The 22,034-nt window shown below is 42.5% G+C and carries 20 protein-coding genes; 19 read left to right on the top strand and 1 reads right to left on the bottom strand.

Features of this window, described 5'->3' with window-relative positions; genetic code table 11:
• The first annotated feature begins 118 nt into the window (after positions 1–118).
• The 11 genes from rpoE (at position 119) to acpS (ending at position 9,376) form a co-directional block, all read left to right on the top strand.
• Entirely contained in the window at positions 119–697 is a 579-nt protein-coding gene (gene rpoE / locus F0226_RS17635) for an RNA polymerase sigma factor RpoE (protein ID WP_137373334.1), read from the top strand.
• Between the two features lie 26 nt (positions 698–723).
• On the top strand, positions 724–1,353 hold the full coding sequence (locus F0226_RS17630) for a sigma-E factor negative regulatory protein (RefSeq protein WP_171736862.1): 630 nt from the start codon (positions 724–726) through the stop codon (positions 1,351–1,353).
• Positions 1,350–2,312 carry a sigma-E factor regulatory protein RseB gene (gene rseB / locus F0226_RS17625; protein WP_171736861.1) on the top strand — a complete coding sequence of 321 codons (963 nt, stop codon included), beginning with the start codon at positions 1,350–1,352 and terminating at the stop codon, positions 2,310–2,312. The genes F0226_RS17630 and rseB overlap by 4 nt, the downstream gene beginning before the upstream one ends.
• Positions 2,309–2,779 (top strand): SoxR reducing system RseC family protein, encoded by a 471-nt coding sequence (locus tag F0226_RS17620; protein ID WP_171736860.1) that lies wholly within the window; start codon positions 2,309–2,311, stop codon positions 2,777–2,779. Before rseB ends, F0226_RS17620 begins: the two co-directional genes overlap by 4 nt.
• A 138-nt stretch (positions 2,780–2,917) precedes the next feature.
• Positions 2,918–4,711 carry a translation elongation factor 4 gene (lepA, locus tag F0226_RS17615; RefSeq protein WP_171736859.1) on the top strand — a complete coding sequence of 598 codons (1,794 nt, stop codon included), beginning with the start codon at positions 2,918–2,920 and terminating at the stop codon, positions 4,709–4,711.
• 96 nt (positions 4,712–4,807) lie between these two features.
• Entirely contained in the window at positions 4,808–5,704 is an 897-nt protein-coding gene (lepB, locus tag F0226_RS17610) for a signal peptidase I (RefSeq protein WP_171736858.1), read from the top strand.
• A 26-nt stretch (positions 5,705–5,730) separates the two neighbouring features.
• Entirely contained in the window at positions 5,731–6,408 is a 678-nt protein-coding gene (gene rnc / locus F0226_RS17605; protein ID WP_171736857.1) for a ribonuclease III, read from the top strand.
• Positions 6,401–7,372 carry a GTPase Era gene (gene era / locus F0226_RS17600; RefSeq protein WP_137373341.1) on the top strand — a complete coding sequence of 324 codons (972 nt, stop codon included), beginning with the start codon at positions 6,401–6,403 and terminating at the stop codon, positions 7,370–7,372. Before rnc ends, era begins: the two co-directional genes overlap by 8 nt.
• Before the next feature lie 99 nt (positions 7,373–7,471).
• Entirely contained in the window at positions 7,472–8,200 is a 729-nt protein-coding gene (gene recO / locus F0226_RS17595; RefSeq protein ID WP_171736856.1) for a DNA repair protein RecO, read from the top strand.
• Complete coding sequence (gene pdxJ / locus F0226_RS17590; protein ID WP_171736855.1) at positions 8,197–8,934, top strand: pyridoxine 5'-phosphate synthase; 738 nt, start codon at positions 8,197–8,199, stop codon at positions 8,932–8,934. The genes recO and pdxJ overlap by 4 nt, the downstream gene beginning before the upstream one ends.
• A gap of 61 nt (positions 8,935–8,995) precedes the next feature.
• Positions 8,996–9,376: a holo-ACP synthase gene (gene acpS / locus F0226_RS17585; protein ID WP_171736854.1), complete on the top strand. Its 381-nt coding sequence runs from the start codon at positions 8,996–8,998 to the stop codon at positions 9,374–9,376.
• Between the two features lie 131 nt (positions 9,377–9,507).
• Here the strand turns inward: acpS and barA are convergent, their stop codons facing one another.
• The gene (barA, locus tag F0226_RS17580) at positions 9,508–12,327 is read right to left on the bottom strand and encodes a two-component sensor histidine kinase BarA (RefSeq protein WP_171736853.1); all 2,820 of its coding nucleotides are present in this window, start codon (positions 12,325–12,327) and stop codon (positions 9,508–9,510) included.
• 165 nt (positions 12,328–12,492) lie between these two features.
• On the opposite strand from barA, the gene rlmD reads away from it, so the two are divergent.
• From rlmD to ispF, 8 genes are all read left to right on the top strand, one after another.
• On the top strand, positions 12,493–13,812 hold the full coding sequence (gene rlmD / locus F0226_RS17575; RefSeq protein WP_171736852.1) for a 23S rRNA (uracil(1939)-C(5))-methyltransferase RlmD: 1,320 nt from the start codon (positions 12,493–12,495) through the stop codon (positions 13,810–13,812).
• Positions 13,813–13,931: 119 nt separating this feature from the next.
• On the top strand, positions 13,932–16,154 hold the full coding sequence (gene relA, locus F0226_RS17570; RefSeq protein WP_171736884.1) for a GTP diphosphokinase: 2,223 nt from the start codon (positions 13,932–13,934) through the stop codon (positions 16,152–16,154).
• A gap of 244 nt (positions 16,155–16,398) precedes the next feature.
• A complete protein-coding gene (mazG, locus tag F0226_RS17565) occupies positions 16,399–17,199 on the top strand; it encodes a nucleoside triphosphate pyrophosphohydrolase (RefSeq protein WP_171736851.1) in 801 nt (266 codons plus the stop codon).
• Between the two features lie 147 nt (positions 17,200–17,346).
• A complete protein-coding gene (locus F0226_RS17560) occupies positions 17,347–18,984 on the top strand; it encodes a CTP synthase (RefSeq protein ID WP_137373348.1) in 1,638 nt (545 codons plus the stop codon).
• Positions 18,985–19,070: 86 nt separating this feature from the next.
• Positions 19,071–20,369: a phosphopyruvate hydratase gene (eno, locus tag F0226_RS17555; RefSeq protein WP_171736850.1), complete on the top strand. Its 1,299-nt coding sequence runs from the start codon at positions 19,071–19,073 to the stop codon at positions 20,367–20,369.
• Positions 20,370–20,560: 191 nt separating this feature from the next.
• Positions 20,561–20,842, top strand: coding sequence for a cell division protein FtsB (gene ftsB / locus F0226_RS17550; RefSeq protein WP_171736849.1), 282 nt, complete (start codon positions 20,561–20,563; stop codon positions 20,840–20,842).
• A complete protein-coding gene (gene ispD, locus F0226_RS17545) occupies positions 20,842–21,546 on the top strand; it encodes a 2-C-methyl-D-erythritol 4-phosphate cytidylyltransferase (RefSeq protein ID WP_171736848.1) in 705 nt (234 codons plus the stop codon). The genes ftsB and ispD overlap by 1 nt, the downstream gene beginning before the upstream one ends.
• Positions 21,546–22,025 carry a 2-C-methyl-D-erythritol 2,4-cyclodiphosphate synthase gene (gene ispF, locus F0226_RS17540; protein WP_171736883.1) on the top strand — a complete coding sequence of 160 codons (480 nt, stop codon included), beginning with the start codon at positions 21,546–21,548 and terminating at the stop codon, positions 22,023–22,025. Before ispD ends, ispF begins: the two co-directional genes overlap by 1 nt.
• The last annotated feature ends 9 nt before the right edge of the window (positions 22,026–22,034 follow it).

Genomic DNA, 22,034 nt, shown 5'->3' with positions numbered 1-22,034 from the left:
CAAATTTCGTTGAGTCACAATAGTGCTCTTGTAGCCGGTGGTGTCAATACTACATTTCGCATAATTAGTGCCCATATCTGAGAAGGTGGGGGTTATAACAATAGGAGTACCCGCTCGAATGAACGAGCAGCTAACCGATCAAGTGTTGATTGAGCGAGTTCAGAGTGGAGATAAACAAGCTTTCAATTTATTGGTAGTTAAATACCAAAATAAAGTGTGCAACCTTATCTCTCGATACGTGAATAATTCCGGTGATGTACCAGATGTAGCACAAGAAGCCTTTATTAAAGCTTACCGCGCTATTCCTAACTTTCGTGGTGAAAGTGCGTTTTATACTTGGTTATACCGAATTGCCGTGAATACCGCTAAAAATCATATTGTTGCGCAGAGCCGCAGGCCACCAGCAAGTGATGTTGATGCTGAAGATGCAGAATATTATGAAACTGGCAGTGCTTTAAAAGAAATATCGAACCCTGAGAACTTAGCGCTGTCAAAAGAATTGAAGCAAGTTGTTTTTGGGGCGATAGAAGCGCTACCTGAAGATTTAAAGACTGCGATGACATTGCGAGAGCTTGATGGCTTGAGCTATGAAGAAATTGCAGAAGTAATGGATTGCCCTGTAGGAACAGTACGTTCGCGTATTTTCCGTGCTCGTGAAGCGGTGGAAAAGAAGATTAAACCTCTTTTACAGCGTTAAAACTTGTAATTATTATGGTGAAAATAATGGCAGATAAAGAAAAGCTTTCGGCACTCATGGATGGTGAAATGATCGATGAAGCTCTAATTGCAGAGTTAGAATCTGATCAAGAAAGCATGACAGCTTGGCAAGATTACCATTTGATTGGTGATGTAATGCGAGGTGATGCGCCAGAGAATGTCGATTGGAATATTGCAAATAATGTAGCTGCAGCCCTAGAACTAGAGCCTGCTCATACTCCAATACCTAAAGCCACAGAAGTACATTCTGAGCCAAAGGTGACTCCAATTGAAGAACAGCCAAAGCCGAAGGTCGCTAAGCGACAACTTCCTGCTTGGTTACAGCAATTTGGTCAAGTAGCGGTTGCTGCGTGTGTTTCTTTTGCAGTAATTATTGGCGTACAGCAATATGGCGGTACAGATCCATCGTTACCTCAAAATGAACAGTTGCCTGTGCTGCAGACTATCCCATTTTCTGGGTCAGCTGAGCCAGTAAGCTTGACTCGCGAATCAGTGCCAAAGCCAGTATCTGAAGCAAACCTTCAAGAACAACGTCAACGTATCCATGCTTTACTGCAAGATTACGAATTACAGTTAAGATTGAATGGTGATTCGTCGCAGTCGACAGGTGAGTACTTAGAATCGGTAGTTGAATGAAAAAAATCCTGATCAGTGCTCTGACACTGTTCAGTTTGATGACTCCTCCAGCCTTTGCAGAAGAACCCTCTGCAAAGGCTCTGTTGCATCAAATGAACGAAGCCAGCCAGCATTTAAATTACGAACTCTCGTATATCCTAATTAAAAAGAACAGTATTGAGCCGCTCTTGTATCGTCATGCTGTTAGCGATGAGCAACAACTCGCGCATTTGGTGTATTTAAGTGGACCAGTAAGAGAAGTGATTCGTCGAGGCAGCGAAGTGAGTTACATAGAGCCCGGTGTTGAGCCTTTTACTATTGCTTCGGGTAATATGGTCGCGCCTGTCATACCTATGCTTAATAATAATGTTGATAATCTCAATAAATATTATGACTATGTAAAAGTCGGGCGGGCTCGAGAAGCTGGAAGTACTACTCAAGTTTTACGAATTGTCCCTAAAGATGGACTACGTTATTCCTATGTTTTGTGGGTCGATGAAAAAAACCACTTACCATTAAGAGCCGATCTTCTTGATCGCGATGGTGAAGTGTTAGAGCAATACAGAACCATCTCATACATAGTAAATGATCAAATCGCAGAAGCGATGACTGCCCTTAAAACTGCTAAACTACCGACAGTATTATCATTGCCTGAAGGTTTAGTGAGTGAAAGTGATTGGACTGTGAGTTGGATCCCTGACGGCTTTAACGCTAAAGAGCTAAGTCGATATCAAATGGCAACAACGAATAAAATGGTTGAAAGCCAATTATTCAGTGATGGCTTGTTCAGTTTTTCTGTTTATGTTTCAGATAAAGATGAACATTCATTAAAAGGTCAATTGGTTCGTCAAGGTCGACGCACGTTACACAGTTTTATAAGTGGCAATAAAGAAATATCGGTAGTTGGGGATATCCCACCTGCAACGGCTCAACGTATTGCTCAATCAGTAAAATTTAAAGCTAAGGTATCTAACGAATGATGACTGCGCTTGCAACGGTTAGCTCTGTAGAAACTAAAGGTTCTCAATTTTTGGTTCATCTTAGCTGCGAACAGCAAACCAGTTGTAGTGGCTGCTCGTCTCAAAAGAGTTGTGGTACTGGTATTGTCACTAAAGCAGTCGGCAATAAATCTCTATTTTGGCAGTTAACCACTAAGAGCTTAGTAAAAGCAGGGCAAGTTGTTGAAATAGGCTTTCCTGAAAAAAGCTTACTGCAATCGGCAGCCCTAGTTTATCTCGTTCCTTTATTTATGATGATGTTAGGCGCAGCCATTGGGCAGTTAGTATTGCAACCTCTGCTTCAGGGGGGCGAAGGTATCGTCATACTAATGGCTGCTATCTTTACTATTATTGGTATACAGATAGCTAAGCATTTCGCCAAGCCAATAGAAGATAAATCACAGCAACAAGTGGTCCTTGTTAGAGTCCTCGGTGAGCCCCTTATCTAATTTATGATGCGTCTTGCAGTTAAATTGGGTAGAATCTGCCAACTTGATTGAAATGCCGTCACTAGTGACTTGTGTAAATGAGTACTACTGCGGCACTTCTTATTATCCCTATTCAAAGAGTTTAGTCACACCAAGCCTATGAAGCACATTCGTAATTTTTCGATTATCGCCCATATCGACCACGGTAAGTCGACCCTTTCTGACCGCTTAATCCAAGTATGTGGTGGTTTAAGTGAACGCGAAATGGACGTTCAAGTCCTCGATTCTATGGATATAGAACGTGAGCGCGGTATTACAATCAAAGCGCAAAGTGTGACTTTAGATTACAAAGCCAAAGATGGTGAAACGTACCAGTTGAACTTCATCGATACTCCAGGACACGTTGACTTCTCATACGAAGTTTCACGTTCTTTAGCGGCATGTGAAGGTGCGCTACTGGTAGTTGATGCGGGTCAGGGCGTAGAAGCTCAGACCTTAGCAAACTGTTACACAGCTATCGAGATGGACTTAGAAGTTGTGCCAATCTTGAATAAGATTGACTTACCAGCGGCTGAGCCTGAACGAGTTTCTGAAGAAATTGAAGAAATCGTTGGCATCGATGCCATGGAAGCAACGCGCTGTTCAGCTAAAACGGGTCTAGGTGTTGATGATGTTCTTGAAAACATCGTAACGGCTATTCCACCACCGGAAGGTGATCCTGACGCGCCACTTCAAGCCCTAATTATTGATTCTTGGTTTGATAACTACCTAGGTGTAGTTTCTCTTGTACGTATTAAAAACGGCAAGCTAAAGAAGAATGAAAAAATCAAAGTGATGTCTACAGGCCAAGTTTGGGGTGTAGATCGTCTAGGTATTTTCACTCCGAAACAAATTGATACAACTGAATTGAACACGGGTGAAGTTGGCTGGGTTGTTTGTGGTATCAAAGACATCCTAGGCGCACCTGTTGGTGATACGCTGACTTTGGCTAAAGGCGGCAGTGAAGAGCGTTTACCTGGCTTCCAAAAAGTGAAACCACAAGTTTACGCTGGTTTGTTCCCTGTATCATCTGATGACTATGAAAACTTTCGTGATGCTTTAGGTAAGTTAAGCTTGAACGATGCTTCATTGTTCTACGAGCCGGAGAGTTCTGCAGCTCTTGGTTTTGGTTTCCGTTGTGGCTTCTTAGGTATGCTACACATGGAGATAATCCAAGAACGTCTAGAACGTGAATACGATCTAGACCTGATCACAACAGCGCCTACAGTAGTATACGAAGTTGTAAAAACAGATGGTGCAATTGTTTATGTAGATAGCCCTGCTAAATTACCTGCAGTAAACGACCTAGAAGAGATTCGTGAGCCAATCGCTCGTTGTAATATTTTAGTTCCTGCAGATTACCTTGGTAACGTGATCACCTTATGTGTTGAAAAACGTGGTGTTCAAGTGGATATGGTTTATCACGGTAACCAAGTTGCGGTGACATACGATCTACCAATGGCAGAAGTAGTTCTCGATTTCTTTGACCGTCTGAAATCAACATCTCGTGGTTACGCATCACTGGATTACAACTTCCAGCGTTACGAGCCGTCTAGCATGGTACGTGTAGACGTATTGCTTAACGGTGAAACGGTTGACGCTCTGGCGATCATCACCCACAAAGACATATCTCAGTCTCGAGGTCGTTTATTGGTTGAGAAAATGAAAGAATTCATTCCTCGTCAAATGTTCGATATCGCGATTCAAGCTGCGATTGGTAACCACATTATTGCTCGTTCAACCGTGAAACAACTGCGTAAGAACGTAATCGCAAAATGTTACGGTGGTGATATCAGTCGTAAGAAGAAACTTCTTAAGAAACAAAAAGAAGGTAAGAAACGTATGAAGCAGATCGGTAACGTTGAACTGCCTCAAGAAGCGTTCTTAGCGATTCTTCATGTTGGTAAAGATTAAATTTAACCAGCTATAAATGAATACCCAAAAGTGAAAGAGTACTTGTTACTCTTTCACTTTCGTTATTTTTAAAGAAATGAAATTTAAGGGATATAAATGGCTAATACATTTTCGCTTCTTTTAGTGATCCTAACTTTGGTGACTGGTGTGGTGTGGGCATTAGAGAGATTTGTGTGGGCGAAGAAACGCCAACTAAAGCTGTCTACGGTTGAATCGCAAACTAACGGTCTTGACTCGGAAACGAGTGCAAAAATTACGGTTCAACCTTGGTGGGTTGAAAATAGTGTATCCATTTTTCCTGTTATTGCGTTTGTATTGGTACTGCGTTCATTTATCTATGAACCATTTCAAATACCTTCGGGTTCAATGATGCCGACGTTATTAGTTGGTGATTTCATTTTAGTTGAGAAATACGCTTACGGTCTTAAAGATCCGGTATGGCGAACTCAGTTAGTTGAAACGGGTAAGCCGGAACGTGGGGACTCTATTGTATTTAAATACCCACCACAGCCAAATATTGATTACATCAAACGTGTGATTGGTATGCCTGGCGATACCATTCGTTACAACAGTAACAAAGAGTTGTGTATTCAAACTAAAGGTCAATCAAGCTGTGCTCCTGTAAAGCTTAGCAACGTTGAAGAAAGTCAATTTATTCAAGATGGTGTGCCACTTATCCAGCTCAATGAGCAGCTAGATGGTGTCGAGCATCAAATCTTGGTTAACCCATTACGTCGTGACCGTGTAAATGCGTATCAACCTCGTAGTGGTGTTAATGAGTGGATCGTTCCAGAAGGGCAGTACTTTGTGATGGGTGATAACCGTGACAATAGTGCAGACAGCCGCTACTGGGGATTCGTTCCTGAAGCAAACCTAGTGGGTAAAGCCGTTGCGATTTGGATCAGTTTTGAGTTCGAACGTGATACAAACAGTGTTTTACCTTCTTGGATTCCTACCGGCGTGCGTTTCAATCGCATCGGTGGGATTCATTAATCGATCACATAACACATCGAGAGAGCATGAATTCTCCAATAGATAAACTAGAGAGAAAGATTGGTTATCAGTTTAATGATGCCGATCTTATCCATTTGGCGCTGACACATCGCAGCGCCGCTGGTAAACATAATGAACGTCTTGAGTTTCTGGGCGATTCAATTTTAAGTTTTGTCATTGCTGATGATCTGTACCATCGTTTCCCTAAGGTAAATGAAGGTGACATGAGCCGTATGCGTGCAACTTTAGTACGCGGACATACATTGGCTGAACTAGGTCGTGAATTCGAGCTAGGAGATTACTTAAAATTAGGTCCAGGTGAGTTGAAGAGTGGCGGTTTCCGTCGTGATTCTATTCTGGCTGATGCGGTAGAAGCGATCATCGGTGCTGTCTATTTAGATAGCGATACTGAAGTCGTTCGTCGCATTATTTTAAGCTGGTACCAATCTCGCCTAGAGTCTATTCAGCCTGGTATTTCTCAAAAAGATCCTAAAACTCGCCTACAAGAGTTTTTACAAGGTCGAAGAAATCCACTACCTGTCTACACAGTGACTAATATTAAAGGTGAAGCACACAACCAAGAGTTTACGGTTGAGTGTGAAGTGGCAGGTGCGGATAAACCTGTTATCGGTAAAGGCACTAGCCGCCGCAAGGCAGAACAAGCGGCTGCTGAAACAGCATTAGAGCGACTAAGCAATGTCTGATAACAAACAAGAATTCGATATTGATGCATTTTTTGCATCAGAAAACAAAGTAGAGAGCCTACCTGAAAACCAACACTGTGGCTTCATTGCCATTGTTGGTCGCCCAAATGTAGGCAAATCAACACTTCTTAACCATATTTTAGGTCAGAAGATCTCTATCACTTCGCGTAAGCCTCAAACCACTCGTCACCGTATTATGGGTGTAGAGACAGAAGGCGACTACCAAGCGATTTATGTCGATACTCCTGGTCTACATATTGAAGAAAAACGCGCGATTAACCGTCTAATGAACCGTGCTGCAAACAGTTCGTTAAGTGATGTGAACTTAGTTTTTTTCCTAGTGGATGGAACGCACTGGACTGACGACGATGAAATGGTGTTGAACAAGCTGAGAAAGACAGACTTCCCAGTTGTACTTTGTATTAATAAAGTCGATAACGTTCAAGATCGCACGGATGTTATGCAGCATATGATGGATGTCTCTCAGAAGATGGACTTCTTGGATGTTGTGCCAATTTCAGCGAAACAAGGTAAAAATATCGACGTATTGCGTAAGCATGTTCGAGAAGTTTTACCTAAAGCGACTCACCACTTTCCTGAAGAATACGTAACGGATCGTTCACAACGTTTCATGGCGTCTGAAATCATTCGTGAAAAGCTGATGCGTTTTACTGGTGAAGAGCTGCCATATTCAGTAACGGTTGAAATTGAGCGTTTTGATTACAATCCAGATAATGATGGATTCCACATCAATGCCCTAATTCTTGTTGAGCGTACAGGTCAGAAGAAGATGGTGATTGGTAAAGCGGGCGAGAAAATTAAGACCATCGGTCGTGAAGCTCGTATCGATATGGAAGAACTGTTTGGCCGTAAAGTTTATTTAGAAACTTGGGTTAAGGTTAAATCTGGTTGGGCTGATGATGAACGTGCTCTTCGTTCACTTGGTTATATCGACGATCTATAACTAATAGCGAAACTCTTTTGAACTAAAGGGTAAGCTAATGAGTAAATATAAGAGAGAGTGCAGACTCTCTCTTTTTGTATCTGTAAGAAGGGTTAATCATTGAGTGAAGGGTTACAGCGATGCTTTGTATTACACCGCAGACCATACAGTGAGACGAGCTTAATACTGGATGTATTCAGTGAAGAATTCGGGCGTGTAACGTTAATGTCTAAAGGTGCACGTAGTAAGCGATCCAATTTGAAAGGAGCGCTACAACCTTTCACGCCTTTATTATTGAAGTGGTCGGGCAATAGCTCAATGAAAACGCTTCGCCAAGCGGAACCTATCAGCTTAGGCTTGCCACTTGCGGGTATTAACCTTTATTCCGCAATGTATGTGAATGAACTTGTTGGAAGGGTGTTGATGGCAGAAGTTGCCATGCCAGCTCTATTTCATGATTACCTGCATGCTTTAACGGAGCTTGCCCATAATAATAATCCTGAGCCAGCTCTACGTCGTTTTGAGTTAGCCTTACTCTCATCTATGGGGTATGGCGTCGATTTCTTACATTGTGCCGGTACTGGTGAGCCTGTTGATCCCAATATGACTTACCGCTACCGTGAGCAAAAAGGCTTCATTGCTTCAGTACGAAGAGATAACCTCTCTTTTACTGGAGATGAATTGATAGCGATAAGTGAACGAAGGTTTGTCACTAAAGAGCAGCTTAAAGCGGCAAAACGCTTTACACGCATAGCCTTAAAGCCGTATCTTGGCGGCAAACCATTGAAAAGTAGAGAGCTGTTTCTACCAAGGACAGGTCTCCCCAGAGCACGGAGTATTGGTAAATGAGCTCAATCCTTTTAGGCATTAATATCGACCACATTGCAACATTGCGTAACGCGCGTGGAACTAAGTACCCAGATCCTGTACATGCTGCTGAAATTGCAGAGCGAGCAGGTGCTGATGGTATAACGATTCACTTACGTGAAGATCGCCGCCATATTGTTGATCGTGATGTTCGTATCCTTGCTGAAACCATTCAAACTCGTATGAATTTAGAGATGGCAGTAACCGATGAAATGGTAGGTATTGCGTTAGAGACAAAACCTGAATTTGTTTGTCTTGTTCCAGAAAAACGTGAAGAGCTGACAACAGAAGGTGGCCTTGATGTTGTCGGGCAGCTTGAAAAAGTGAAAGCCGCAACGGAAAAGTTGGCAGCAGCTGGCATTAAAGTATCGTTATTCATTGATGCAGATCGCGAGCAAATTGATGCAGCGAAAGCGTGTAATGCCCCATTTATTGAACTTCATACCGGTCAATATGCAGAAGCTAAGACGGAAGAAGATCAGCAAGATGAGTTGAAGAAGATCGCAGCTGGCGCAAGCTATGCGAATGATCTTGGGATCACCGTTAATGCAGGTCATGGTCTGACTTATCATAACGTTGCTCCAATCGCAGCTTTACCTGAGATCTACGAATTGAACATTGGGCACTCGATTATGGGACGTGCTGTTTTTGATGGTTTAGATAAAGCTGTGGCAGACATGAAAGCTATCATGGAAACCGCTCGCAACAACGCATAGTTTGAATAAGTTGGTTCTATTGAATCAGCGAAATAGTAATTAGATTAGGTAAAAGGTGAGTATGGCAGTCGTTGGGCTAGGTACCGATATCGCAGAAATTGATCGTGTGGAAAAGGCTCTTGCTCGAAGTGGTGAAGCATTTGCAAAACGTATTCTTGCTGAATCTGAGTTAGTTGCGTTTCAAAAACTTAAGCAGCAAGGACGATATTTGGCGAAACGGTTTGCTGCGAAAGAAGCCGCTTCAAAAGCACTCGGTACAGGAATTGCCATGGGGGTGACTTTTCATGATTTTGTCATCTCTAATGACGAACATGGAAAGCCGATGCTTACCTTACACAATAAAGCATTGCAGATTGCTCAAGCGTCTAAAGTGAATTCAATCCATATTACTATTTCAGATGAAAGACATTATGCGGTAGCAACTGTGCTGTTTGAATCGTAACTGGTTAAGCATTCAGAACTAATTCTATGATTAATAAAAACCGAGCTATCATTTTAAGTGATAGCTTGGTTTTTTGTTTTTACGCTCTGACTTTTTAAATTCATTTGTTAAATGAAGTTTGTGAATAGCGCTTATGAGTCATGACTTTGCGGTGGTAAGTAATGCACTGCGGTTGCCTGAACTTTATCTAATTCATCTTGTAGCTCAAAGAGCTCTGGCTCTACATCTTCAATAGAACTTCCGGAACGAAGGGCTTTTTCTAACGTTGCACAAATAGACTTTAATCTAGGGACGCCGCTATATGAACTGCTGCCATGCATTTTATGTATGAAATAAAGCAAGTCTTCAACGGGGTAATTATTATCTTCAATCGCTTTCTCGGTAGTTTCATAAACCTCAGGAATAAAGTCGACTAACATTTGCAGCATATCTTTCGCTAGGTCTTCTTTATTCGCCGCTTGCTTCATTGCAGCTTGCCAGTCAATGATAATGTCTTTGTGTTCTTTGGATATCGGTTCTACATGACTCTCATTATCAACTTCAGCAGTCATGGCTGGGTGCTCTGGATCTATTTTTTCTATTTGAATCTCGCCAGCGTACGGATTCCAATGCAGTAAAACTTGCTGTAATACATGCTCTTCAATTGGCTTCGTTAAATAGTCATCCATACCAGCGTCAAGCAACCTGTCCCTTTCACCACTCATAGCATGAGCTGTCACGGCAATAACCGGCGTCTCTGTATTGTTGTCTAGCTCTTTAATACGCTGACAAGCGGTAACACCATCCATGTGCGGCATCTGGATATCCATGAAGATAATGTCAAATTTAGTCAGTGTTGCCTTATCAATAGCCTGCTGCCCGTTCGTGCAACTGACGACAGTTTCTACTCTCTCTTGCAACAAAGCGGTGATTAATTTTAGGTTTGCTGGGTTGTCATCTACAGCAAGCACGGTAAGTGGTAACTTTTCTTCCGCGGTAACTTCTACAATTGGGGCGTTCAGAATTGGCGTTTGATTGGACACTAAAGTTTGCAGCAGCTTTTTACGAGACAAAGGTTTTGTCATGCAGTGAACATCAAGCTGGTTCATCAGTTGGTCACCTAATGCAAGTTCAGTACTTGGGGTGCCAATAATGACGTTTTGGGATATTTCACGAGCACGCTCAGCCCATGACTTCACCGTATCAAGTTCGTATTCTTGATTAGGCGATAAGTTCAGCAGTACATAATCGTATGGGGTGGTTTCTTCTGGCATCGCCGAACGATAAGTGACAATCAGCCCTTCTTGAGTAAGAACTTGCTGAGTGATTGAGGCTGCCTGCATATTTGGCTCAATAAGCAAGAGCTGTTTGTCTTGAAGAGTTTGGGTATCCACGACATCCGTCATTGGCATGTCAGTAGCAGACAGTCTCAATGTAAACCAGAAGGTAGAACCTTGGTGTAAACGACTGGTTAAGCTGATCTCACCATCCATTTGGCTCACCAGTTTTTGAGTGATGACCAGACCTAAACCTGTTCCACCGTATCGACGAGAAATGCTGGCATCAGCTTGACTAAAGGCTTGGAATAATTGCGCTTGTTGACGCTCTGAAATCCCAATACCAGTATCTCGAACCATAAATTGAAGCTCGATGCTGTCTGCTGTTTGAGATCTCATTTCTACACTGATATCGATATTGCCACGCTCAGTAAACTTGATTGAGTTACCTACGAGGTTAGTCAACACTTGTTGGATGCGAAGTGGGTCGCCAACGAGACCTGCAGGCACTTTTGGGTCGATCTTCAGAGTAAGCTCTAACCCTTTTTCATGGGCGCTGGTGGCTTGTAGGTTGACTACTTCTTCCAAGCTGCTTTGGAATTCAAATGGAATATTTTCTAATGCCAATTTACCGGCTTCAAGTTTCGAGAAGTCGAGAATATCGTTGATGATATTTAATAAGTTGTTCGCTGAACGTTCAATGGTTTGTAAGTAATCGGTTTGGCTGTTCGATAGCTGTGTTTTCAACATTTGGCGTGTAAAACCAATTACACCATTTAATGGCGTTCTTAATTCGTGAGACATGTTGGCTAAGAATTCAGATTTAACGCGGGCAGCTTCTTGAGCTCGTTTTTTCGCAATGTCTAATTCAACGTTTTGAATTTCTAATTGTTCTAATGTTTCTCGTAAATCAGAAGTCGCTTGGTCAATGCTGTGTTGCATCTCTACATGATACTCCGACAGTGAAACTGCCATTGCATTGATACCATTTTTTAGAGAATCGAGTTCGCCATGCATTTTTCCTTCAATACGCACATCTAAGTGACCGCGACGAATTCTATCAACCATGTTTTTCATATGAGTAATGGGTTGAGTTACATCGTGCATTAGCCGGAAAGCGAAGACCGCGGAAAGCCCGAGCCCTAAAATTAGTACTAGAAAGGCGGAAAAGACTTCTTGGTATTGCTGTAAGCGAAGTGAAGATAAATCGAGTTCAATGGCAATATAACCAATCGCTTGATTGGATTGAGACTGTCCATTCGCTGAGTTGAGGAATTGTCCTTCAGCGACAATCGGCGTTCTCAGAATCAATGTATTATCGATTAAAATAGAAGAACCTAAATGAGGAATAGGTTCATCTTTAGGGTAAGTGAGGCTTTCAAAATCGGGATGAAAGTTCGAAGTCACAAACAGTTCGTGTCTTTCATCGAATACAGCAATACTTCGAACAAGCTTCGAATTTTTTCGGTGAGCATAGCTAATCAGTTGGCGAACTGATTCTCTGCTCTCTAATTTCATGCCTGACTCACTTGCAATGGCAAGAGGCTCTATAATGCTTGTTCCGGTATTGATCACTTGACCTTCTAGGTCTTGATAGCGATTAAATGAGAAAAAAGCGCTCAATAACAACCCAATAATTAGGGTTGGAGCTAGAGTTAGGGTAATTACACGGGCTCTCAAGCCATATCTGGTCATGTTCTTTAATTACATCGAGGTCTGGATATGGGAAAATAACGCGCACTACGGCGGTTAAGTGAACGGTTAGCTTAATCAAAGCCGCTACGTTCGACAATGATTCCAAGGCAGAATAGTGAGTTTTGGATAGAAAATAATAATTTGATAGATATTTAGGCACAAGCAATGGCACGTTTTTTTCAACCAAAAAAGAAAACTCAATTTGAGACCAAGCATCAACAGATGTTGGTTGAACGAATGGATCACAATGGAGCAGGTATTGCTCACCAAAATAAAAAACCTGTTTTTATTGATGGCGCATTACCTGGCGAGCAGGTCGTAGTCCAACTTACAGAGAGTAAGAGCAAGTTTGCGCGCGCTAAATTGATCAAAATATTGAAACCAAGTGAGCAGCGATTAGAACCGTTTTGTCAGCACTTTAATCAGTGCGGTGGCTGTCACTTACAGCATTTAGATTATGCCTCTCAGCTAGAGCATAAATCTCAATCTCTAAGTCATTTGATGAATATCTATAAAACGAAGCAAACAGATGTAGTAGCGCCTGTCACCGGAAGTGATAAGGGTTATCGTCGCCGTGCTCGAATCAGCTTGTTTGTTGATAAAAAATCTCAAAAACTTCAATTTGGTTTTCGTCAAAAACAGAGTAAACAGATTGAAAATATCACAGACTGTGCAGTACTAGATCCAGCTTTGAATGCCTTACTGCCAAAACTTAAGTCACTCTTATCGACGTTCTCCCACCAAGCTTCATTAGGGCACGTAGAGTTAGTGCTTTCTAAGTCTGGTCCTGTGATCGTTTTACGCCATTTAAAGCCTCTTGTAGATAAAGACCGACAAGCTCTAATTGCACTCGCTAAAGAGTCGAAATCAACGCTCTATTCGATGCCAGAATCCGATACATTGGAACGCTTAGTCGGTGAGGTGCCTAGCTATGATGAAGTGGGTGCGATACTGCCCTTTGAGCCTAATCACTTTATTCAAGTCAACCAAACTGTGAACCAGAAAATGGTTTCTCAAGCGATTGAGTGGTTAGACCCTCAAAACCACGAACGTGTTCTGGATTTATTCTGTGGTCTTGGGAATTTTAGTTTACCGATAGCCCAGAAGGCAGAGTTCGTTGTAGGGGTAGAAGGCGTTGATGAGATGGTTCAGCAAGCGACATCAAACGCTAAAGTAAACAAGCTCAGCAATGTAGCGTTTTACCAAGCTAACCTTGAAGAAGAGTTGTCCTCGCAAGAGTGGGCTAAAGAACGTTTCGATAAAGTACTGCTAGACCCAGCAAGAGCCGGGGCGAGTGGGATCGTTGATCAACTTTCAGGCTTAGGGGCTCAGAGTGTGGTTTATGTTTCATGCAATCCTGCTACTCTAGCAAGAGATAGTGAAAGCTTGATTAAACAAGGCTACTACTTAAAAAAACTGGGCATGTTGGACATGTTCCCACATACCAGTCACCTTGAATCTATGGCTTTGTTTGTTAAGAAGTAGTACTGATAATTTTTTAAGATGCAAAGTCAGTTTGCATTGTTATTGGTATGGATAGAACTAACTTGGAATCGGTTAGTCATACCAATTTGGGTATAAAACATAATAACTAGGAAGAAATGATGGTTGCGGTACGAAGCGCACATTTAAACCCAAGCGAACAGTTTGAGCTAGAAAACTGGATTAAATCACTGAATCAAGATGCCAAAACATCGAATAAACTTACGAAGGTTTATCGGCATTGTGAAGAGTTATTAAAAGACCACGAGCAAGCATCGCTCTTGTTATGGCGTGGACGCGAGATGATTGAAATCTTGGTCACGCTGTCGATGGATCGTGCGACTTTAGTCGCTGCGCAGCTATTCCCTGTTGTATCCAGCGGGGTATTTGCACGCGATCTGTTTGAAGAAAGCTACGGTCGAGAAACCGTTAAATTGATTGATGGCGTTGAAGAAATGGCCGCTCTCGGTCAATTGAATGTCACATTAGAAGGCAGCGCGGCATCTGGGCAGGTTGATAATGTTCGTCGTATGCTACTGGCTATGGTCGATGATTTTCGCTGCGTGGTTATCAAGCTTGCAGAGCGTATCTGCAACCTCATTGAAGTAAAAAAAGCACCAGATGAAGTACGTCGAGCAGCAGCAAAAGAGTGTGCCAATATCTACGCACCACTGGCTAACCGTTTAGGTATTGGTCAGCTGAAATGGGAAATTGAAGATTATGCTTTTCGATACCAGCAGTCAGATACTTACAAACAGATAGCGAAACAACTTTCGGAACGTCGAATTGTTCGTGAGCAATACATCACAGACTTTGTCGATGATCTAACTGCGGAGATGGGGCGCTCAAGTATCAATGCTGAAGTGAGTGGTCGTCCTAAACACATCTACAGTATCTGGCGGAAAATGCAGAAGAAAAGTTTAGATTTTGATGAGCTTTTTGATGTGCGAGCTGTCCGTATTATTGCCGATCAATTACAAGATTGTTATGCCGCACTTGGAGTCGTTCATACTAAATATAAACACTTACCAAGTGAGTTTGATGACTATGTTGCCAACCCTAAACCTAATGGCTATCAGTCTATCCATACCGTGGTTTTAGGTCCGGAAGGCAAAACCATTGAAATTCAGATTCGAACCAAGCAAATGCATGAAGATTCTGAATTGGGTGTAGCTGCGCACTGGAAATACAAAGAAGGCGCAACGGCAGCACGCAGTGGATACGATGAGAAGATCACTTGGCTACGTAAGCTGATTGACTGGCAAGAAGAGATGTCCGATTCGGGCGAGATGTTGGATGAAGTCCGAAGCCAAGTCTTTGATGACAGAGTCTATGCGTTTACACCGAGAGGTGATGTTGTCGACTTACCAATGGGCGCAACGCCATTAGATTTTGCTTACCATATTCACTCAATGGTTGGCCACCGTTGTATTGGTGCCAAAGTGGCGGGGCGAATCGTGCCATTTACCCATAAACTCACAATGGGCGATCAAGTTGAAATCATTACTCAGAAAGAGCCAAACCCTTCTCGTGATTGGTTAAATCCTACAACTGGATTTGTTCATTCAAGCAGAGCTCGCGCAAAAATTAACGCGTGGTTCCGTGCTCAAAGCCGTGAGAAAAACTTAGAAGCGGGTCGTGATATTCTCGATGTGGAATTAGCGAAAGTTGGTGCAACACTAAAAGATGCCGAGCAATATGCTCTAAAGCGTTTTAACGTAAATACCCCTGATGAGCTTTATGCTGGCGTGGGTAGTGGCGATCTTCGTGTAAACCAAGTTGTGAATCATATTAACGCATTAGTTAATAAGCCGACCGCTGAAGAAGAAGACCAGAAAGCGCTAGAGAAGCTCAGAGAGTCAGAAGCAAAACCCGCGCAGCAAAGCCGACCTCGTAAAGATGCGGTTGTGGTGGAAGGTGTAGACAATCTGATGAATCATTTAGCACGTTGTTGTCAGCCGATCCCTGGTGATGATATCAAAGGTTATATTACTCAAGGTCGTGGTATCTCAGTACACCGCAGTGATTGTGAGCAGCTAAGTGAACTGAGCTTGCATGCGCCAGAGCGAATCATTGATACCGTTTGGGGCAGTGGTTTTGTTGGTTCGTATATTTTGACTTTGCGTGTAGAAGCCCTAGAACGTAATGGTTTACTTAAAGACATCACTTCTTTGTTCGCGAATGAAAAAGTCAGCGTAACAACGATGAAGAGCCGTATTGACTATAAACGTCAGCTATCGGTGATGGATTTTGATTTAGAAGTCACGAATATTGAAATTCTGAGCCGAGTGACGAGTCGAGTCGAACAAATTAAAGATGTAATGAGTGTGAAACGCCTAGGCTAACTTTCACGTTGCATTAGTCACTTTTACTGCGTTAACTGCGCTTTCTTATTCCATCACATAGGCAAGCTATGCTCAGGAATCGCGAAAGCTTGTTGCCTTGTTAAAGTAACAACTGCTTAGTGAAAGATACGTAAATAGAGATTATACAGTATCAACAAAGGTGAGTGGTTTTGGCTGCTCACCTTTTTTAGTTTTAGAAGCAGTTCTAAATTTAAAATCAAAGACAGTGAATAGGAAGAAAGCGATGAATCACCCAATAGAGCAACTTGAACAGATTATGGCTAAGTTGCGCGATCCTGAAAATGGTTGCCCTTGGGATTTAAAACAAAATTTTGAAACCATTGTTCCGCATACTATCGAAGAAACCTATGAGGTGGTGGATGCCATTCATAATAAAGACTGGCCTAATCTTCAAGAAGAGCTGGGTGATTTATTGTTTCAGGTGATCTTTTATAGCCAACTAGCGAAAGAACAAGGTTTGTTTGAGTTTTCGGATGTGGTTGATGGAGTGAATGAAAAGCTAACACGTCGTCACCCTCATGTTTTCTCCGATGCCAAATTTGAGAATGATGAAGAAATAAATGCAAACTGGGAAGCAGAGAAAGCTAAAGAAAAAGCTCTAATAGGAAAAACTCAGGAAAGTATTCTAGACTCAATACCAAAATCTTTACCTGCACTATCTAAGGCACATAAAATACAAAAGCAAGTTGCGAAATATGGTTTTGATTGGGACACAATAGGTCCTGTGGCTGGGAAGGTTCTTGAGGAAGTCGATGAAGTGCTTGAAGAGGCAATGCAAGTGACTCCAAATGAAGATTTAGTGGAAGAAGAACTGGGGGATTTACTCTTTGCGACGGTTAATTTAGTGCGTCACTTAGGGAAAAATCCAGAATCAGCCCTTAACAAAGCCAATTTGAAATTTGAAAGAAGATTTCAAGGTGTAGAAAAAAAAGTAATAAATAAAGGCAAGGAATTAACGGACTTTTCACTTCAAGAGCTTGATTCTATGTGGGATGAAGTCAAGATTGAAGAGAAAATGAGATAAAGCCTTTAGCGATGAATTGATTTGAAGCAAAAAATAAAAAATAGCAGTGTGATAGATTTCACGTTGTGGCGATAAGGGGCTTCTGGTATATTTTCATCCCGTCCAGAAGTAGTCCATTTCCCTCATTCAACCAATTTCAGGTTAAACATGACGACAAATTACATTTTTGTTACTGGCGGGGTTGTATCCTCTCTAGGTAAAGGCATTGCTGCAGCATCTCTTGCGGCTATTTTAGAAGCTCGTGGTCTTAAAGTGACTATGATGAAGCTTGACCCTTACATCAACGTTGACCCAGGCACTATGAGCCCAACTCAACACGGTGAAGTGTTCGTCACGGAAGATGGCGCTGAAACTGACCTTGACCTTGGTCACTACGAGCGATTCATTCGCACCAAGATGACCAAGCGTAACAACTTCACTGCAGGTCGTGTTTACTCAGACGTTCTAGCAAGAGAACGCCGTGGTGATTACCTAGGTGCAACTATTCAGGTTATTCCACACATTACTAACTCTATCAAAGAGCGTGTTATTTCTGGCGCTGAAGGCCATGATATTGCGTTGGTTGAAGTTGGTGGTACTGTTGGTGATATCGAGTCTCTGCCATTTATGGAAGCGATTCGTCAGCTAGCGGTTGAGCTTGGTCGTGAGCGTGCTATGTTTATGCACCTGACTCTTGTTCCTTATCTTGCGGCTGCTGGTGAAGTTAAAACTAAACCAACACAGCACTCGGTTAAAGAGCTGCTGTCTATTGGTATTCAGCCTGATATTCTAGTATGTCGTTCAGACCGCAACATTCCTACGAACGAACGTAAGAAAATTGCCTTGTTCTGTAATGTGCAAGAAAATGCAGTTATTTCTATGCGTGATGTTGACTCTATCTACAAGATCCCTCAGCTTATTAAAGCTCAAGGTACAGATGAACTTGTATGTAAGCGTTTCGGCATTACTGCTCCTGAAGCTGACTTGTCTGAATGGGAACAAGTAATTTACGAAGAAGCTAACCCAACGGGTGAAGTGACGATTGGTATGGTAGGTAAGTACATTGAACTACCTGACGCATACAAATCAGTAAATGAAGCGTTAAAACACGCGGGCTTGAAAAATCGCCTAAGCGTTAATATTAAATACGTAGATTCACAAGATGTTGAATCTCGTGGCGTAGAAGTTTTAGAAGGTCTAGATGCAATCCTCGTTCCTGGTGGTTTTGGTGACCGTGGTGTTGAAGGTAAGATTCTTGCTGCACAATACGCTCGTGAGAACAAAGTACCTTACTTGGGCATCTGTCTAGGCATGCAAGTAGCGCTTATCGAGTACGCTCGTAACGTTGCGAAAATGGAAGGGGCACACTCTTCTGAATTTAGTTCTGAAACTAAATACCCAGTTGTTGGTCTGATTACAGAATGGATCGATGGCGAAGGTAAAGTGGAAGAGCGTACAGAATCTTCGGATCTAGGTGGCACAATGCGCCTGGGTTCACAGCTTTGTCACTTAGCTAAAGGGACTAAAGCATACGAATTATACGGTAGCGCGACGATCCATGAACGTCACCGTCACCGTTACGAAGTGAACAACAACCTTCGTCCGCAAATCGAAAAAGCAGGCCTAAAAGTATCAGGTCTATCTGCGGACAAGAAACTGGTTGAAGTTATTGAGAACCCGAACCACCCGTGGTTTGTTGCAGCTCAGTTCCACCCAGAGTTCACTTCAACACCTCGCGACGGTCATCCACTGTTTGCAGGTTTCGTTAAAGCCGCTGGTGAGTTCCAGCGCGGCGAACTTAAATAAGTAAAAGAATACAAGCAGCAGTATAAGTTGTACTGCTGCTATTTAATTTTGACATTTATATATATTCAACGAGAAGGAAACATTCAATGTCTAAGATCGTTAAAGTTCTAGGTCGTGAAATCATCGATTCACGTGGTAACCCAACAGTAGAAGCTGAAGTACACCTAGAAGGCGGTTTCGTAGGTATGGCTGCCGCTCCATCTGGCGCATCTACTGGTTCTCGCGAAGCTCTTGAGCTACGTGACGGCGACAAATCACGTTTCCTAGGTAAAGGTGTTCTTAAAGCAATTGAAGCTGTAAACGGCCCAATCGCTGAAGCTCTAGTTGGTTCTGACGCTAAAGCACAAGCTGACGTTGACCAAATCATGCTTGACCTAGACGGTACTGATAACAAGTCTAAGTTCGGCGCGAACGCTATCCTAGCTGTATCTCTAGCAAACGCTAAAGCTGCTGCTGCTGCTAAAGGCATGCCTCTTTACGAGCACATTGCTGAGCTAAACGGCACTGCTGGCGTATTCTCTATGCCTCTACCAATGATGAACATCATCAACGGTGGCGAGCACGCTGATAACAACGTTGACATCCAAGAGTTCATGATCCAACCAGTTGGTGCTAAAACTCTTAAAGAAGCTCTACGTGTTGGTGCTGAAGTATTCCACAACCTAGCTAAAGTTCTTAAGTCTAAAGGCTACAGCACTGCAGTTGGTGATGAAGGTGGTTTCGCTCCTAACCTTAAATCTAACGCTGAAGCTCTAGAAGTTATCGCAGAAGCTGTTGCAGCTGCTGGTTACGAACTAGGTAAAGACGTTACTCTTGCTATGGACTGTGCTGCATCTGAGTTCTTCGACAAAGAAGCTGGTATCTACAACATGAAGGGCGAAGGTAAAACTTTCACTTCTGAAGAGTTCAACCACTACCTAGCTGAACTAGCGAACAACTTCCCAATCGTTTCTATCGAAGACGGTCTTGACGAGTCAGATTGGGATGGCTTCAAGCACCAAACTGAACTTCTAGGCGACAAGCTTCAAATCGTTGGTGATGATCTTTTCGTTACAAACACTAAGATTCTTGCTGAAGGTATCGAGAAAGGCGTAGCTAACTCTATCCTTATCAAGTTCAACCAAATCGGTTCACTAACAGAGACTCTAGCTGCTATCAAGATGGCTAAAGACGCTGGCTACACTGCAGTAATCTCTCACCGTTCTGGCGAAACTGAAGATGCAACTATCGCTGACCTAGCGGTAGGTACAGCTGCAGGTCAAATCAAAACTGGTTCTATGAGCCGTTCTGACCGTGTTGCTAAGTACAACCAACTAATCCGTATCGAAGAAGCTCTAGGTTCTAAAGCTCCTTACAACGGTCTTAAAGAAGTTAAAGGTCAATAATTCATACCTTTGAATTATTAGCTTAAAGCTTTGAATGCCCTGCTAATGCGGGGCATTTTTTTGTCTATAGAAAAGTGAATGGCAGAAGCTCTAGGCTTCTCTTACATCACACTTCTCGCACCATTTTGCTCATTATGGTATATATGTGCCTTATTAATTGTTCCCTTCTTTTTCAATCAGCGAAAGGTGTTATGCGAATTTTTGCTATAGTACTCATAGTGTTATTGGGCTGGCTTCAATACACATTATGGCTAGGAAAAAATGGTATTTCTGACTATTACGGTGTTAATAATGAAATTCAAATACAGCGGCAAGTGAATGAAAAACTTCATAATCGTAATGCAGAAATGTTTGCTGAGATTGATGATTTAAGCCAAGGCTTGGATGCGATAGAAGAACGAGCAAGGCATGAACTCGGAATGGTTAAAGATGGGGAAACCTTTTACCGTGTTATCGGCGAGGGAGCAAACTGATGCCTATTACGGTTGATAAAGTTATAGCTATCGTACCAGCCGCTGGTGTGGGAAGTCGAATGAAAGCAGACCGTCCTAAACAATACTTAATGATTCATGGTAAAACGATTTTAGAGCATACCGTTACTAAGCTACTTGCTCACCCTCAGGTTGAGTGTGTAGTAGTTGCGGTAGATGAAGGAGATCCTTACTTTTCTGATTTATCAATCAGTCAAAACTCTCGAGTGATGAGGGTGTCTGGTGGAAAAGAGCGTGCCGACTCGGTGCTTTCCGCCTTGGATTTTCTTCGTGATCAGCAAAAAAGTTGCTGGGTGATGGTTCATGATGCCGCAAGACCTTGTTTATCTCCGGCTGATATTGATAAGTTGATTGATTCCGCTCGTTCTCATCCTGTTGGAGCTATTCTTGCCGCACCTGTTCGAGATACAATGAAGCGTGGTCTGAACGGTATGATCAAACATACTGTAGAACGTGCTGACTTATGGCATGCTTTGACCCCTCAAATGTTTCGCTCAGATGATTTATATACAGCTTTAAGTGAAGCGCTTGAGCAAGAAGTAGAAATTACCGATGAAGCTTCTGCTTTAGAATGGAAAGGGTTATCACCAGCCTTAGTCGTTGGGCGCAGTGATAATTTTAAAATTACTCAACCAGAAGATCTTGCTCTGGCTGAGTTTTATCTAAGTAAAAATAAGGAACAATGATGATTCGTATTGGTCATGGCTTTGACGTGCATAAATTTGGTGGAGAAGGTCCAGTTATCATTGGTGGTATCAGTGTTCCTTATGAACAAGGATTAATTGCTCATTCGGACGGTGACGTAGCTCTCCACGCTTTATGTGATGCATTACTAGGTGCTATTGCTGCTGGTGATATTGGCCGTCATTTTCCTGATACTGATGATGAGTGGAAGGGCGCGGATAGCCGAGAATTATTGAAAGACGTATATCGTCGAGTAAAAGAGCAAGGATATGTGATCGGTAATGCCGATGTGACTATCATGGCTCAAGCCCCTAAAATGGCGCCACATATTGAATCTATGTGCCAAGCTATTGCAGAAGATTTAGAAACCAGTATTGCAAATGTAAATGTTAAAGCGACAACAACAGAGCGCTTAGGTTTTACTGGTCGAAAAGAAGGCATCGCATGTGAAGCGGTTGTCTTAATTACTAAAAGTGCGTAAGCACATCAA

The sequence above is a fragment of the Vibrio sp. 99-70-13A1 genome (assembly GCF_013114625.1).
Classification (GTDB): domain Bacteria; phylum Pseudomonadota; class Gammaproteobacteria; order Enterobacterales; family Vibrionaceae; genus Vibrio.
Note: the sequence above shows the minus strand (reverse complement) of the source record. Positions and strands in the feature narration are given on the sequence as shown.

Coding starts and splice junctions, on each gene's coding strand:
- lepA (WP_171736859.1), top strand. CDS start 2,918: ATGAAGCACATTCGTAATTTTTCGATTATCGCCCATATCGACCACGGT.
- rpoE (WP_137373334.1), top strand. CDS start 119: ATGAACGAGCAGCTAACCGATCAAGTGTTGATTGAGCGAGTTCAGAGT.
- barA (WP_171736853.1), bottom strand. CDS start 12,327: ATGACCAGATATGGCTTGAGAGCCCGTGTAATTACCCTAACTCTAGCT.
- ispF (WP_171736883.1), top strand. CDS start 21,546: ATGATTCGTATTGGTCATGGCTTTGACGTGCATAAATTTGGTGGAGAA.
- ftsB (WP_171736849.1), top strand. CDS start 20,561: ATGCGAATTTTTGCTATAGTACTCATAGTGTTATTGGGCTGGCTTCAA.
- F0226_RS17620 (WP_171736860.1), top strand. CDS start 2,309: ATGATGACTGCGCTTGCAACGGTTAGCTCTGTAGAAACTAAAGGTTCT.
- F0226_RS17630 (WP_171736862.1), top strand. CDS start 724: ATGGCAGATAAAGAAAAGCTTTCGGCACTCATGGATGGTGAAATGATC.
- acpS (WP_171736854.1), top strand. CDS start 8,996: ATGGCAGTCGTTGGGCTAGGTACCGATATCGCAGAAATTGATCGTGTG.
- ispD (WP_171736848.1), top strand. CDS start 20,842: ATGCCTATTACGGTTGATAAAGTTATAGCTATCGTACCAGCCGCTGGT.
- rlmD (WP_171736852.1), top strand. CDS start 12,493: ATGGCACGTTTTTTTCAACCAAAAAAGAAAACTCAATTTGAGACCAAG.
- rnc (WP_171736857.1), top strand. CDS start 5,731: ATGAATTCTCCAATAGATAAACTAGAGAGAAAGATTGGTTATCAGTTT.
- relA (WP_171736884.1), top strand. CDS start 13,932: ATGGTTGCGGTACGAAGCGCACATTTAAACCCAAGCGAACAGTTTGAG.
- lepB (WP_171736858.1), top strand. CDS start 4,808: ATGGCTAATACATTTTCGCTTCTTTTAGTGATCCTAACTTTGGTGACT.
- F0226_RS17560 (WP_137373348.1), top strand. CDS start 17,347: ATGACGACAAATTACATTTTTGTTACTGGCGGGGTTGTATCCTCTCTA.
- mazG (WP_171736851.1), top strand. CDS start 16,399: ATGAATCACCCAATAGAGCAACTTGAACAGATTATGGCTAAGTTGCGC.
- eno (WP_171736850.1), top strand. CDS start 19,071: ATGTCTAAGATCGTTAAAGTTCTAGGTCGTGAAATCATCGATTCACGT.
- rseB (WP_171736861.1), top strand. CDS start 1,350: ATGAAAAAAATCCTGATCAGTGCTCTGACACTGTTCAGTTTGATGACT.
- pdxJ (WP_171736855.1), top strand. CDS start 8,197: ATGAGCTCAATCCTTTTAGGCATTAATATCGACCACATTGCAACATTG.
- era (WP_137373341.1), top strand. CDS start 6,401: ATGTCTGATAACAAACAAGAATTCGATATTGATGCATTTTTTGCATCA.